The organism is Pseudomonas fluorescens (genome assembly GCF_902497995.1).
Classification (GTDB): Bacteria; Pseudomonadota; Gammaproteobacteria; order Pseudomonadales; family Pseudomonadaceae; genus Aquipseudomonas; species Aquipseudomonas fluorescens_BK.
Genome location: NZ_CABVII010000032.1, coordinates 14,412 through 28,763, shown reverse-complemented (window position 1 = coordinate 28,763; position 14,352 = coordinate 14,412). Strand labels below are relative to the sequence as shown.

Here is a 14,352-nt window from a genome sequence, read left to right as displayed (position 1 = left end):
TTCATGATCAGTGCGATGGTGCTGTGCCGTTTCCTGCATTTCACCGTGGTGTTGATGCTGTTTGGGGCCTGGGTGTTCATGCCTCTGTTGCTGGGCCGTGAAACGATGCTGGATTGGCGTCTGGCGCGGGGGAGCCGATGGCTTGCGGTGGTGGCGTTGGTCAGCGGCGTCGGCTGGTTGCTGCTGATCACCGCCAGCATGGCCGGCAGCTGGGCGGCGGCATTCGATCCGTCGACCCTGGGGCTGGTGTTGGGCAAGACGTTTTTCGGCCAGGTCTGGCGCTGGCATTTGCTGCTCAATCTGCTGTTAGTCGCGTTGCTGCTGACACCGCTGCACAGCAACCTCCCCTGGCGGATAATCTTGAGCGGTCTGTTGCTGGCGACATTGGCCCCGGTGGGCCATGGCGCCATGCTCGATGGCAACGAAGGCCGGTTGCTGATCCTCAACCAGATCATCCATCTGACCTGCGTTGGCGCCTGGCTCGGGGGTTTGCTGTTGTTGGTGATGCTCTTGCTCCAACCGGCTGCGCAGTCCGTCAAAGCGATATTGCAACGCTTCAGCGGTGTCGGTTTTGCCTTGGTCGCCGGGTTGCTGATCACCGGATTGATCAATGTTCGGGTATTGACCGGGGCGTTCTGGCCGACGCCATTGTTGAGTGGGTTTGCCTTGATTCTGTTGATCAAGGTGGTGCTGGTGGGCGCGATGCTGGGGTTGGCGCTGTTCAATCGGTTGCGGGTCAGGGATTGCGAGCAGCACATGACGGCGTTGCGTGCCAGTGTGATGCTGGAATGGTTGCTGGGGATTGGGGCGGTGGCGGCGGTTTCGCTACTCGGTACCCTGCCGCCGATGATCATGACTTGAAATCAGCCTCCTGTAGGAGCGAGGCTTGCCCGCGAAGGCGCCCGGGAAATCGCCTTCGCCGGCAAGCCTGGCTCCTACAGGATTCACTGACAATCGACCAACGTCATCAAGTCATCAAGTCATCAAGTCATCGTATAACTTCTGATTGACAATCCCCAAAATCCTCGCAAATAATCGCCCCCATGTTGTACGACGACGTACGACGACAATAAAAACAAAAAAGTAAACGGGAGCGTCACAGTGAGCAAGCTCGTCCACAATTCCTCCGTCAGCACCCCTCGTCCTGCCTTCGCACGCCGTCGTACCTTGAGCCTGATCACCTTCAGCACCCTGGCGTTCGCCCTGCCCATGACCGGCAACGCCGAAGGCTTCGTCGATGATGCCAAGGCCACGCTGAACCTGCGCAACGCCTACTTCAACCGCAACTTCACCAACCCCGCCAACGCCCAGGGCAAGGCTGAAGAATGGACGCAAAGCTTCATCCTCGACGCCAAGTCAGGGTTCACCCCGGGGCCTGTCGGTTTTGGCGTAGACGCACTCGGCATGTACTCGCAGAAGCTCGACGGTGGCAAGGGCACAGGCGGCACTCAGCTGTTGCCGATCCATGACGACGGCCGCCCTGCGGACAATTTCGGGCGACTGGGTGTGGCGCTGAAAGGCAAAATCTCGAAAACCGAAGTGAAGGTCGGCGAATGGATGCCGGTGCTGCCGATCCTGCGCTCCGACGACGGCCGCTCCCTGCCACAGACTTTGCGCGGTGGCCAGGTGACGTCCACCGAGATCAGCGGCCTGACGCTCTACGGCGGTCAGTTCCGTGCCAATAGCCCGCGCAACGACGCGAGCATGGAAGACATGTTCATGAACGGCAAGGCTGCCTTCACCTCCGACCGGTTCAACTTCGGCGGCGGTGAATTCGCGTTCAACGAAAAGCGCACCCAGGTCGGTGTCTGGTACGCACAACTCAGCGACATCTATCAGCAGCAGTATTTCAACCTGAGCCACAGCCAACCCATCGGCGACTGGACCCTCGGCGCCAATCTCGGCTACTTCATCGGCAAGGAAGACGGCAGCGCCCTGGCCGGCGACCTCGACAACAAAACCGCGTTCGCCCTGCTCTCGGCCAAATACGGTGGCAACACCTTCTATGTCGGCCTGCAAAAGCTCAGCGGCGACGATGTCTGGATGCGGGTCAACGGCACCAGCGGCGGCACCCTGGCCAACGATAGCTTCAACTCGAGCTACGACAACGCCAGGGAAAAATCCTGGCAGCTGCGCCACGACTACAATTTCGTCGCCCTCGGCATTCCCGGCCTGACGATGATGAACCGCTACATCAGTGGCGATAACGTGCACACCGGCGCGATCACCGATGGCAAGGAATGGGGCCGTGAATCGGAGCTGGCCTATACCGTGCAGAGCGGCGCACTGCAGAACCTCAACGTCAAATGGCGCAACGCGACCATCCGTCGGGATTTCAGTAGCAACGAATTCGATGAAAACCGGATTTTCATCAGCTACCCGATTTCGTTGTTGTAAGGCGTTTTTCGGATGGCACACATTCTGTCGTCGGGATTAGCCCGACCCATGTGGGAGCGATGTACCGGTCGATGAATGACCCTCTGTCAATTTCAACCAACGTCGCGTTGACAAAACCGGGGAAGCCTAACGATACTTTAATCAAGTCGTACGACAACCTACAACAAACCCAACAATAATAGCTGCTGTCCAGGAACTGCCATGACCACCACGCCCAATGCCCCTTTCAATCGCCTTCTGCTGACCGGTGCCGCCGGTGGCCTCGGTAAAGTGCTGCGCGAAAGTCTGCGGCCTTATGCCAATGTGATTCGCCTGTCGGACATCGCCGACATCGCTCCGGCCATCGATGATCGCGAAGAAGTGGTCACCTGCGACCTTTCCGACAAGCAAGCCGTGCATCGACTGGTCGAAGGCGTGGACGCCATCCTGCACTTCGGCGGCGTATCGGTAGAGCGCTCCTTCGAAGAAATCCTCGGCGCCAACATCTGCGGCGTGTTCCACATCTACGAAGCCGCGCGCCGGCATGGCGTCAAGCGGGTGATCTTTGCCAGCTCCAACCACGTGATCGGCTTCTACCGGCAGGACCAAGTCATCGACGCCCACTCCCCGCGCCGCCCGGACAGCTACTACGGCTTGTCCAAGTCCTACGGCGAAGACATGGCCACGTTCTACTTCGATCGTTATGGCATCGAAACCGTCAGCATCCGCATCGGCTCTTCATTCCCGGAGCCGCAAAACCGCCGAATGATGAGCACCTGGCTGAGCTTCGGCGACCTCACGCACTTGCTCGAACGTGCGTTGCTCGCGCCTGGCGTCGGCCACTCCGTGGTGTACGGCATGTCCGATAACAAGGAGATCTGGTGGGATAACCGATTCGCGACCGCCCTGGGCTATGAACCCAAGGACAGCTCGGAAGTGTTCCGCGAAAAAGTCGAAGCCCAGCCGATGCCGGCCGCCGATGATCCGGCGCGCATCTATCAAGGTGGCGCCTTCTGCGCGGCCGGCCCGTTCGGCGACTGAATCCGCACCGATCCCATCAATAAAAAGCCCAAGGGAATGAGTCGCCATGCACGCCCAATTGATTGTCGATGCCCGTAACGCGGTCGGTGAAAGCCCGGTCTGGGTCGCTGAGGAAAACGCCCTGTACTGGGTCGATATTCCCGCCGGGCGCCTGCAACGCTGGTGCGCCGAAACCGGCCATGTCCAGGCCTGGACCGCGCCCGAAATGCTCGCCTGCATCGTGCGTCACCGTGACGGCAGTTGGGTCGCCGGGATGGAAAGCGGATTCTTCCGCCTCCAGCCGCACAACGACGGCAGCCTCGACAGTGAACGGCTGGCCCAGGTCGAACATGCCCGCCCTGACATGCGCCTGAACGATGGTCGTTGTGACCGTCAGGGGCGCTTCTGGGCCGGCAGCATGGTGCTGAACATGGGCGCCAATGCGGCCGACGGCGCGCTGTATCGTTACGCCCACGGGCAACGCGGGCCGCTCGGTGAACAACTCTCTGGGTTTATCGTCCCCAATGGCCTGGGCTTCAGCCCGGATGGCAGCACCATGTATCTGTCTGACTCTCATCCCCTGGTTCAGCAGATCTGGGCCTTCGATTACGACATCGACAGCGGCACGCCGTCCAACCGTCGGCAGTTCGTCGACATGCAGCAATTCCCCGGACGCCCCGACGGTGCCGCCGTGGATGCCGACGGTTGCTATTGGATCTGTGCCAACGACGCCGGACTGATTCATCGTTTCACCCCCGATGGCCGACTGGATCGCTCCCTCGCCGTTCCGGTGAAGAAACCGACCATGTGCGCCTTCGGTGGCAGTCGACTGGACACGCTGTTCGTGACCTCGATCCGCCCCGCTGACGACCAGGATGAACAGTCACTGGCCGGCGGCGTGTTCGCCCTCGATCCCGGTGTGAAAGGATTGCCGGAGCCTCTTTTCAGCCACTAGCGACAACCCTTTGTGCTGCACCGCTGCGCCTTGAATATCGCTTTCGCTGTGGTTGCCGCATTGGGTGTTGTAAAACACCCTGGCAAAAACATAAGGAATTGAAAAACGCATTCACCTGTAGGAGCCAGGCTTGCCGGCGAAGGCGTCCTTGAACACGCCTTCGCCGGCAAGCCTGGCTCCTACAGCGAAGGCGTTCCTGAATACGCCTTCGCCGGCAAGCCTGGCTCCTACAGCGAAGGCGTCCTTGAACACGCCTTCGCCGGCAAGCCTGGCTCCTACAGCGAAGGCGTCCTTGAACACGCCTTCGCCGGCAAGCCTGGCTCCTACAGCGAAGGCGTTCCTGAATACGCCTTCGCCGGCAAGCCTGGCTCCTACAGCTCACTCGGCTAGCCCAGCATCTGACTCAGCACGGCGCGCAACTTGCCGGGTTTCACCGGTTTGTTCAGCAGCGGTGCCTCGAGCTTTTGCAAGGCCCTGCGACACTGGTCGGTGCGGTCCGCGGTGATGATCACCGCTGGTATCGCCTGGCCGAAGTGCTCACGCAAATGCCTGACCACTTCACACCCCACCACGCCATGATCGAGGTGGTAGTCGGCCAGGATCAGTTCCGGGGCCTGGCCCTGCAAAGCCGTCAGCGCGCAGGCTTCATCGGTGGCGATCACCACTTCGCAGCCCCACTGCCCGAGCAGCGCGCTCATGCTTTCGAGAATGCTGACTTCGTTGTCCAGCACCAGCAAACGCCGCCCCGGCAATGGATTGCCCGTCCCCGGCAGAGGCACGGCCTGACTGATCGGCAGCGGAATCTCATGGGAAATCGGCACGTCGATGCTGAACATCGACCCGCGGCCCGGCCGCGAATGCACCTGAATCCTGTAGTCGAGAATTTTCGCGATGCGCTCGACGATTGCCAGCCCCAGGCCTACCCCCTTGCGGTCGGCGGCGCGGCCGACGTCCAGTTGGTTGAACTCGAGGAAGATCGAATCCAGGCGGTCCGCGGCAATCCCGCGCCCGGTGTCCCAGACCTCCAGGCGCAGCATCGCACCGCGCCGCCGGGCGCCCAGCAGGATGCTCCCCGCGTCGGTGTAACGGCAGGCGTTGCTGAGAAAGTTGCGCAGGATCCGCGTCATCAGGCGCAAGTCGGTATTGATGGCGTAGTCGCCCATGTGCACGCGCAGGTCCAATCCGGTGGCTTCGGCCACCGAGCGGAATTCCGACACCAGCGGTCCGAGCAACTCGTCGAGGCGATACAGCGCGACGTCCGGTTTGACCGCTGCCTGATCGAGCCGGGAAATGTCGAGCAAGTCAGTGAGCAAATCTTCGGCCCCTTCCAGGGCCTGGTGAGTTCGCTCCACCAGTACCTGTTCGACCTCGGGCAGTTTGCGCTCGCGCAAGGTCGAGATCAGCAAACGCGCGGCGTTGAGTGGCTGCAGCAGGTCATGACTGGCGGCGGCGAGGTATTTGTCCTTGCTGCGATTGGCCGCCTCGGCAGCGTCCCGGGCATCGCGCAAGGCTTCGGCGATCTGTTTGCGCTGGGTGATTTGCAGCTGCAGGTTGCGGTTGGCTTCGAGCAATTCGTCGGTGCGCGCCGTGACCCGCTGCTCCAGTTGGTCATTGAGCTGTTGCAGGCGCTGCTGAGCGAGTTTGCGTTCGGTGATATCGGCGACAAAACCTTCGACCAATTCTTCCTGATCGGGTTTGAGCAGCAGGTTCATCAGCACGTCGAGACGGCTGCCGTCCTTGCGCCGCAATTGGGTTTCATAACCATGCAGGCTGCCTTGGTGCCTGAGCATCTCGCCGATGTTTTCCAGCTCCCGCGCCCCGCCGACAAACAGGTTGCTGGCCAGGTCCGCCAGTGAAAACAACACCTCCTGCGGATCCTGATAGCCCAGCATCCGCGCCAACGCCGGGTTGGCGGCGCGCATGCCTTCGAGCAGGCTGGCCTGGAAGATCCCGTGCACTGCGTTTTCGAACAGCCACTTGTAGCGATTACGCTCGGCTTCCAGCTCATCCAGGCGCGCGGCCAGTTCCGGGTAATGACTCTTGCGCGCCGAATGGCTGCCTAATCCGAGTAGTCCGGCCAGCGCCCGTTGTTGCTCGTCAGAGGGCTTCGCCATAGACGACCTCGACATCACGCTGACTGGACTCGCGCGGGTTGGTGAGGATGCACGGGTCGTGCATGGCGTGCTGCGACAGGAACGGAATGTCCGCCATGCTGACCCCGTGCAAGCCAAGGGTTTCGTGGAAACCGATCGCATGCTTGAGGGCGATCAGGTGCTCCACCAGGCGCCCGCAGATCTGCCGGTGATTGAGGCCGCGGCAATCAATGCCGAAGGTCTCGGCGATCACCTTGAACCGCTCAGGCGCCGAGTTGTAGTTGAAGGCCACCACGTGTTCCACCAGTACCGCGTTGCACAGCCCGTGTGGCAGGTCGAGAAAGCCGCCGAGGCTGTGGGACATCGCGTGCACCGCACCGAGGATCGCGTTGGAGAATGCCAGCCCGGCCTGCATGCTGCCGAGCATGATCTTCTCGCGCAGGGCGATGTCGTTCGGGTTGGCGATCATCTGCACCAGGTTGCCGTTGATCAGGCGCATGGCTTCCAGGGCATGGGGATCGGTCAAGGGTCCGTGGCCGGTCGAGACAAAGGCTTCGATGGCATGCACCAGGGCGTCGATGCCGGTACAGGCCGACAGGAACGGGTCCATGCTCAGGGTGGTTTCCGGATCGATCAGCGACACGTCCGGCACCACGGCCTTGCTGACGATGGAGAATTTCATCCGTTCCTGCTGATTGGAAATGATCACGAATTGCGAGACGTCCGCCGAGGTACCGGCGGTGGTTGGAATCAGGATCAGCGGCGGGCTGGGGACGCGGATGGTGTCCACGCCCTCGAACTCGAGGATGCTGCGCCCGTGGGCGACGACGATGCCGATGCCCTTGCCGCAATCCATCGGGCTGCCGCCGCCGACCGCGACTATCACGTCGCAGTGGTTTTCCCGGTACAGCTCGGCGCCGAGCATGACTTCTTCGACCCGGGGGTTGGGCGAGACGTCGCTGTACAAAAAATAATCGATGCCCTGGGCTTGCAGGCTGGCCTCGACATCGGCCACCCATCCGGCGGCAATCACCCCGGGGTCGCTGACCACCAGCACCTTGCGGGCACCGAAGGTCTTGGCGTAGTTGCCCACGTTGTGCCGGCAACCGGCACCAAAGATGATTTCAGGCGAAACGAATTTACGCAGCTGGCTGAGACTCTGGCTCATTGGAAAGCCTGTTTTTTATTGTTTTGGAAGGTAAAGCCACACTAACGCATCCGGCTGCGAATGCAATCAGACCAATGGGGTAGCAGGCTGGTGTACTCAGACTCTGAATTCACTGCATATCCCCTGTGGGAGCGGGCTTGCTCGCGAAAGCGGTGGGTCAATCGACATCAATGTTGAATGTAACGCCGCCTTCGCGAGCAAGCCCGCTCCCACAGGGGATCTGTGTATGGCCACTCATCCGCGATAGATCAGCCGCGACGCCTTTTCATTGCGCAACGTCAGGTGTTCCATGCCCTGCCCCGGCGCTTCGGCCTCCTCCCGGGCCGTGAGGATCACTCCATGGTGCGCAGACTTGCTGCACACCGGGTCGGCATTGGCCGCGTCGCCGGTGAGCATGAACGCCTGGCAGCGACAGCCGCCCAGGTCCTTGTGCTTTTCGTCGCAGGAGCGGCACGGTTCTTTCATCCAGTCATCGCCACGAAAGCGGTTGAAACCGAAAGAATCGGTCCAGATGTGCGAGAGGCTGTGCTCGCGCACGTTGGGAAACTGCACCGGCAACTGCCGGGCACTGTGGCAAGGCAACGCCGTACCGTCCGGGGTGATGTCGAGAAACAGGTTGGCCCAGCCGTTCATGCAGGTCTTGGGACGTTCTTCGTAGTAATCCGGGGTGACGAAGATCAGCTTGCACGGGTGGCCCTGGGCCTCCAGGCGCTGGCGATACTCGTTGGTGATGCGCTCGGCATGCTGCAGTTGCTCGCGGGTCGGCAACAAGCCGACGCGGTTGAGTTCGGCCCAACCGTAAAACTGACAGGTGGCCAACTCGACGAAATCCGCCTCCAGTTCCAGGCACAAGTCGATAATCTTCGCGATCTCGTCGATGTTGTGTCGATGGGTGACGAAGTTCAGCACCATCGGATAGCCCTGGGCTTTCACCGCCCGGGCCATCGCCAGCTTCTGGGCGAACGCCTTGCGCGAGCCGGCGAGCATGTTGTTCACCGCTTCGTCGGCGGCCTGGAAGCTGATCTGGATATGGTCCAGCCCGGCGACCTTGAAGTCGCGCACTTTCTGCTCGGTCAGGCCGATGCCGGAGGTGATCAGATTGGTGTAGTAGCCCATGTCCCGGGCGGCCTTGATCAATTCGGCCAGGTCTTGTCGCACCAACGGCTCGCCGCCGGAAAAGCCCAGTTGCGCGGCGCCCATGTCCCTCGCTTCGCGAAACACGCGAATCCATTCTTCGGTGCTCAGCTCTTCACCTGATTGGGCAAAATCCAGCGGATTGGAGCAATACGGGCATTGCAGCGGACAACGATAGGTCAGCTCCGCCAGCAACCACAGCGGCGGCCCGGGAGGCGAGTCATTCGATCCAGAATTGCGCATGGGCCACCTCCAGGAACGCCAACACATCCTCGTCAATCCCCGGCACGCCGGGGAAGTTCGCCGACAGCAGATCAATGATGGCCGCGACGCTGCGCCGGCCGTCCACCAGGTCGAGGATCTGCCCGGCGCTGACGTTGAGCTTGATCATGCCTTCGGGGTACAGCAGCACGTGACAGTCCTGACGCGGCTCCCATTGCAGGCGAAAGCCCTGGCGCAGGGACGGCGCGTGCTCGCGTTTGAGCAGGCTCACAGGGTGATCCCCCGATGCCAGACGTTCTCGGTCGTCACCGTGTGAAACGGCGGGCGCTCCAGCTCATAAGCCATGCTCATGGCGTCAAGCATGCTCCACAGCACGTCGAGCTTGAACTGCAGAATCTGCAGCATGCGTTGCTGGGCCTCGACGGTCACGTAGTGCGCCAGGGTGATGCGCAAGCCATGCTCGACATCCCGTCGTGCCTGGCTCAGGCGAGTGCGGAAATAGTCGTAGCCGGCGGCGTCGATCCACGGGTAATGGGTCGGCCAGGCGTCGAGACGGGACTGGTGGATCTGTGGCGCGAACAGTTCGGTCAGGGAGCTGCTGGCCGCTTCCTGCCAGCAGGCACGGCGGGCGAAGTTGACATAGGCGTCGACGGCGAAGCGCACGCCCGGCAGCACCAGCTCTTGCGCAAGGATTTGTTGGCGATCCAGGCCTACCGCTTCGCCCAAGCGTAGCCAGGCTTCGATGCCGCCTTCGCTGCCGGGCACGCCGTCGTGGTCGAGAATCCGCTGCAGCCATTCCCGGCGTACCTCGCGGTCGGGGCAGTTGGCGAGGATCGCGGCATCCTTCAGGGGAATGTTCACCTGGTAGTAGAAACGATTGGCGACCCAGCCCTGGATCTGCTCGCGACTGGCGCGGCCGGCGTACATGGCTTGGTGGAATGGGTGGTGGATGTGGTAGTAGGCGCCCTTGGCGCGCAGGGCCTGCTCGAATTCGGTGGGGGTCATCGGGGTGTCGGTCATTGCGGTTCTCCGGGTTTCTGCGGTGTCTGACCTGCCCGCGAAGAGGCCATCAGCTACAGCACAAATACTCATGCCGTCATAAGCCACCTCTATCCCCCGCCGCTCCAGCAGCGCCCGCTCGGCCGAGGCAGGCCCGGCCAATGCCACGGTTGGCCGGGCGGACGATCAGCGGTTGGCGAAATACATCGTCACTTCGAAGCCAATGCGCAAATCGGTAAACGTGGGTTTAGTCCACATAGGTCATTCCTCTTCTTGTGCCGGACGATTCCGGTAAAGCCATTAATGCACGGGGTGGGAGACGACCGAATGCTACTTTCGAATGAAGTGGCAGCGTGCCTTGGTAGGGGGTGTTGCGGAGTGTCAGACACGGCCATTCGCGGGCAAGCCTCGCTCCTACAGATTTAGGTGATCTGTAGGAGCGAGGCTTGCCCGCGAAAGCCATCACACAAATTCGGTGATCTGTAGGAGCGAGGCTTGCCCGCGAAAGCCATCACACAAATTCGGTGATCTGTAGGAGCGAGGCTTGCCCGCGAAAGCCATCACACAAATTCGGTGATCTGTAGGAGCAAGGCTTGCCCGCGAAAGCCATCACGCAAATTCGGTGATCTGTAGGAGCGAGACTTGCCCGCGAAAGCCATCACGCAAATTCGGTGATCTGTAGGAGCGAGGCTTGCCCGCGAAAGCCATCACTCGGATTTGTGTCGAATCAGAAGAACCCCAGCGGATTGATGTCGTAGCTCACCAACAGGTTTTTGGTCTGCTGATAATGGTCGAGCATCATCTTGTGGTTTTCACGGCCGACCCCGGACTTCTTGTAGCCACCGAACGCCGCGTGCGCCGGGTACAGGTGGTAGCAGTTGGTCCACACTCGCCCGGCCTTGATCGCCCGGCCCATGCGGTAGGCGCGGTTGATGTCGCGGGTCCACAGGCCCGCACCGAGGCCGAACTCGCTGTCGTTGGCAATGGCCAGGGCTTCGGCTTCGTCCTTGAAGGTCGTGATACCCACCACCGGGCCGAAGATTTCTTCCTGGAACACGCGCATCTTGTTGTGGCCCTTGAGCAGCGTCGGCTGGATGTAATAACCGGTCGACAAGTCGCCCTCAAGACGCTCGGCCGCGCCGCCGGCAAGCAGCTCGGCACCCTCCTCCTGGGCGATTTTCAGGTAGGAGAGGATCTTGTCGTACTGCTGCTCGGACGCCTGGGCGCCGACCATGGTCTCGGTGTCCAACGGGTTGCCGCGCTTGATCTTGACGATCTTCTTCATCACCACTTTCATGAAGTCGTCGTAGATCGACTCCTGCACCAGCGCTCGCGATGGACAGGTGCAGACTTCGCCCTGGTTGAAGAACGCCAGCACCAAACCTTCGGCGGCCTTCTCGATGAACTGCGGCTCGGCGTTCATGATGTCTTCGAAGAAGATGTTCGGCGACTTGCCCCCCAGCTCCACGGTACTGGGAATGATGTTCTCGGCGGCGCATTTCATGATGTGCGCACCGATCGGGGTCGAGCCGGTGAAGGCAATCTTGGCGATGCGCTTGCTGGTGGCCAGCGCCTCACCGGCTTCGCGTCCGAAACCCTGGACGATGTTCAGCACGCCGGCCGGCAGCAGGTCGGCGATCAGCTCGGCGAAGACCATGATCGACAGCGGCGTCTGCTCGGCGGGCTTGAGCACCACGCAGTTGCCGGCGGCCAGGGCCGGCGCCAGCTTCCAGGCGGCCATCAGCAGCGGGAAGTTCCACGGGATGATCTGCCCGACCACGCCCAGGGGCTCGTGGAAGTGATAGGCGGTGGTCAGCTCGTTGATCTCGGCGGCGCCGCCTTCCTGGGCGCGGATGCAGCCGGCGAAGTAGCGGAAATGGTCGGCGGCCAGGGGTACATCGGCGTTCAGGGTTTCGCGCACGGCCTTGCCGTTGTCCCAGGTTTCGGTGACGGCGAGGATTTCCAGATGCTCTTCGATGCGGTCGGCGATTTTCAGCAGCACCCGCGAGCGGTCCTGGGCCGAGGTCTTGCCCCATGCGTCAGCGGCAGCATGGGCGGCGTCGAGGGCTTTGTCGATATCGGCGGCACTGGAGCGCGGGAATTCGGCGATCACTTCTCCGGTGACCGGTGAGGAGTTGGTGAAGTACTCACCGTTGACCGGCGGAACGAATTCGCCGCCGATGAAGTTGCCGTAGCGCGCCTTGAACGTCACGACGGCGCCTGGTGTTCCGGGTTGTGCGTAGATCATGGTGGGCCTCTGTCTGGGTCGATGCCTGTTGGGCAAACAGGCGATTGAGCGATAGTAGAGAGCCCCGCGTGCCAGACGAATGCGCCGTTGGCAGGGGGATTCTCGTTATTTGGTCGTAGGTTTGCCCAAATCTTCATGTGGCAAATGTCCCCCTGTGGGAGCGGGCTTGCTCGCGAAGGCGGCGGCACATCCAACATTGATATGACTGACGTACCGCTTTCGCGAGCAAGCCCGCTCCCACAGAGGGGTTAAGCGGTGAAATTGGGATCAGTGCTTGGCCACGAGGTCTTTGGGCAACTTGAAGGTCCAGAGCATCCCGCCCTGGTTGAAATCCTTGATCCGCTTGGCCACCTCGCCACCCCATAGCGGTACCGCACCGCCCCAGCCGGAGAGCACCGAGACGTATTGTTCACCGTCCATTTCCCAGGTTACGGGGGAGCCGAGCACGCCGGAACCGGTCTGGAATTCCCAGACTTTTTCACCGGTCCTGGCATTGAACGCCTGCAGGAAGCCTTCCGGCGTGCCGGTGAACACCAGGTTGCCCTTGGTGGTCAGCACCCCGCCCCACAGCGGCGCGAAGTTCTTGTGCCGCCAGACCTCCTTGCCGGTTTTCGGGTCAATGGCCCGCAGCACACCGATGTAGTCTTCATTCAACGGCTTGATGGTGAACCCGGCACCGAGGAACGCCGCGCCTTTCTTGTAGGCGATGCCTTCGTTCCAGATGTCCATGCCCCACTCGTTGGACGGCACGTAGAACAGCCCGGTGTCCTTGTTGTAGGCCATCGGCATCCAGTTTTTCGCGCCGAGGAACGCCGGGGCGACGAACACCGAACTGCCTTTGGCTTCGCTGCCCGGTGCCCCTGGGCGGCTGGCTTCGTTGTAGATCGGCCGGCCCTCTTTATCCAGACCGCTAGCCCAGGTGATCTTGTCCACGAACGGGAAGCCGCGGATGAATTTGCCGTTGGTGCGGTCCAGCACGTAGAAGAACCCGTTACGGTCGGCAGTGGCGGCAGCTTTTATCTCTTTGCCGCCTTCGCTGTAGTTGAACGAGACCAGTTCGTTGACGCCGTCATAGTCCCAGCCGTCGTGGGGCGTGCTCTGGAAGTGCCACTTGATGGTGCCGTCGTCCGGGTTGAGCGCCAGGCGCGACGACGAGTAGAGGTTGTCGCCAGGACGCAGGTGCGAGTTCCACGGGGCCGGGTTGCCGGTGCCGAACAGCAGCAGATTGGTTTCAGGGTCGTAGTAACCGCCAAGCCAGGGCGCTGCGCCACCGGTTTTCCACAGATCGCCGGGCCAGGTCTTGCCCGCTTCACCGCCGGAGATGCCGTTTTCCACGGCTTTGCCGTCCTTGTAGACGTAGCCCATATGACCTTCGACGGTGGGGCGGCTCCACAACAGATTGCCGTTTTTCGGGTCATAGGCTTCGATCTTGCCGACCACCCCGAACTCGCCACCGGCCACGCCGGTAATCAGTTTGCCGTTGATCACCAGCGGCGCGGCGCTGATCGAATAGCCTTCCTTGTGGTCGGCGACTTTCTTGCTCCAGACGACTTTGCCAGTGTCCTTGTTCAAGGCCACGAGCTTGGCGTCGAGGGTGCCGAAGATCACCAGGTCGCCGTACAGCGCGACACCGCGGTTGATCACGTCGCAGCACGGACGGATGTCATCGGGCAGGCGCGCATCGTATTGCCAGAGTTTCTTGCCGGTCCGCGCATCCACCGCGAACACCCGCGAGTAGGAGCCGGTCATGTACATCACGCCGTCCTTGATCATCGGCTGTGCTTGCTGGCCGCGTTGTTTTTCCCCACCGAAGGAGAACGCCCATACCGGCCGCAAGTCCTTCACGTTATTGACGTTGAGGGTGTCGAGCGGGCTGTAGCGCTGCCCCTGTACGCCCAGACCGTTGGTGACGATCTGCTCCGGGTTTTTGGGGTCCTGGAGAATGTCCTGGTCGGTGACGCCGGCCAGGGCGCTGCCGGACAACAGCATGGCACTGAGCAACAGGCTCAAGACGAAAGGTTGGCGACGTGCGGGTTGGGTCATGACGGCTGCCTCTGCGGTTTTTGTTATACCCGGGAAAATTTCCCGGTCTGGTGCAGATTCTTGGGCGCCTCCGCCCTGGCAACAATTGCCCGCA

General features: G+C 61.5%; 13 protein-coding genes. 4 read left to right on the top strand and 9 right to left on the bottom strand.

Features of this window, described 5'->3' with window-relative positions:
* Nucleotides 1-3 precede the first annotated feature (3 nt).
* The 4 genes from copD (at nt 4) to F8N80_RS27470 (ending at nt 4,351) form a co-directional block, all read left to right on the top strand.
* Complete coding sequence (gene copD / locus F8N80_RS27485; RefSeq protein WP_150785125.1) at nt 4-861, top strand: copper homeostasis membrane protein CopD; 858 nt, start codon at nt 4-6, stop codon at nt 859-861.
* A gap of 240 nt (nt 862-1,101) precedes the next feature.
* On the top strand, nt 1,102-2,397 hold the full coding sequence (locus tag F8N80_RS27480) for an OprD family porin (protein ID WP_150785124.1): 1,296 nt from the start codon (nt 1,102-1,104) through the stop codon (nt 2,395-2,397).
* 201 nt (nt 2,398-2,598) lie between these two features.
* A complete protein-coding gene (locus F8N80_RS27475) occupies nt 2,599-3,417 on the top strand; it encodes an NAD-dependent epimerase/dehydratase family protein (RefSeq protein ID WP_150744555.1) in 819 nt (272 codons plus the stop codon).
* Nucleotides 3,418-3,463: 46 nt separating this feature from the next.
* Nucleotides 3,464-4,351 (top strand): SMP-30/gluconolactonase/LRE family protein, encoded by an 888-nt coding sequence (locus F8N80_RS27470; RefSeq protein ID WP_150744556.1) that lies wholly within the window; start codon nt 3,464-3,466, stop codon nt 4,349-4,351.
* 111 nt (nt 4,352-4,462) lie between these two features.
* Here the strand turns inward: F8N80_RS27470 and F8N80_RS27465 are convergent, their stop codons facing one another.
* From F8N80_RS27465 to F8N80_RS27425, 9 genes are all read right to left on the bottom strand, one after another.
* Nucleotides 4,463-4,651 carry a hypothetical protein gene (locus F8N80_RS27465; RefSeq protein WP_150785123.1) on the bottom strand — a complete coding sequence of 63 codons (189 nt, stop codon included), beginning with the start codon at nt 4,649-4,651 and terminating at the stop codon, nt 4,463-4,465.
* An 86-nt stretch (nt 4,652-4,737) separates the two neighbouring features.
* Nucleotides 4,738-6,465, bottom strand: coding sequence for a hybrid sensor histidine kinase/response regulator (locus F8N80_RS27460; RefSeq protein WP_150744557.1), 1,728 nt, complete (start codon nt 6,463-6,465; stop codon nt 4,738-4,740).
* Nucleotides 6,449-7,612, bottom strand: a complete 1,164-nt coding sequence (gene ercA / locus F8N80_RS27455; RefSeq protein WP_150744558.1) for an alcohol dehydrogenase-like regulatory protein ErcA — start codon at nt 7,610-7,612, stop codon at nt 6,449-6,451. Before ercA ends, F8N80_RS27460 begins: the two co-directional genes overlap by 17 nt.
* A 234-nt stretch (nt 7,613-7,846) precedes the next feature.
* Nucleotides 7,847-8,989, bottom strand: a complete 1,143-nt coding sequence (gene pqqE / locus F8N80_RS27450; RefSeq protein ID WP_150744559.1) for a pyrroloquinoline quinone biosynthesis protein PqqE — start codon at nt 8,987-8,989, stop codon at nt 7,847-7,849.
* A complete protein-coding gene (pqqD, locus tag F8N80_RS27445) occupies nt 8,967-9,239 on the bottom strand; it encodes a pyrroloquinoline quinone biosynthesis peptide chaperone PqqD (RefSeq protein ID WP_150744560.1) in 273 nt (90 codons plus the stop codon). The genes pqqE and pqqD overlap by 23 nt, the downstream gene beginning before the upstream one ends.
* Nucleotides 9,236-9,988 (bottom strand): pyrroloquinoline-quinone synthase PqqC, encoded by a 753-nt coding sequence (pqqC, locus tag F8N80_RS27440; RefSeq protein ID WP_150785122.1) that lies wholly within the window; start codon nt 9,986-9,988, stop codon nt 9,236-9,238. Before pqqC ends, pqqD begins: the two co-directional genes overlap by 4 nt.
* Before the next feature lie 165 nt (nt 9,989-10,153).
* Nucleotides 10,154-10,225, bottom strand: coding sequence for a pyrroloquinoline quinone precursor peptide PqqA (gene pqqA / locus F8N80_RS27435; protein ID WP_080672057.1), 72 nt, complete (start codon nt 10,223-10,225; stop codon nt 10,154-10,156).
* A 469-nt stretch (nt 10,226-10,694) separates the two neighbouring features.
* Entirely contained in the window at nt 10,695-12,215 is a 1,521-nt protein-coding gene (exaC, locus tag F8N80_RS27430; RefSeq protein WP_150785121.1) for an acetaldehyde dehydrogenase ExaC, read from the bottom strand.
* A 267-nt stretch (nt 12,216-12,482) separates the two neighbouring features.
* Complete coding sequence (locus tag F8N80_RS27425) at nt 12,483-14,258, bottom strand: PQQ-dependent methanol/ethanol family dehydrogenase (protein WP_150785120.1); 1,776 nt, start codon at nt 14,256-14,258, stop codon at nt 12,483-12,485.
* Between the last annotated feature and the right edge of the window lie 94 nt (nt 14,259-14,352).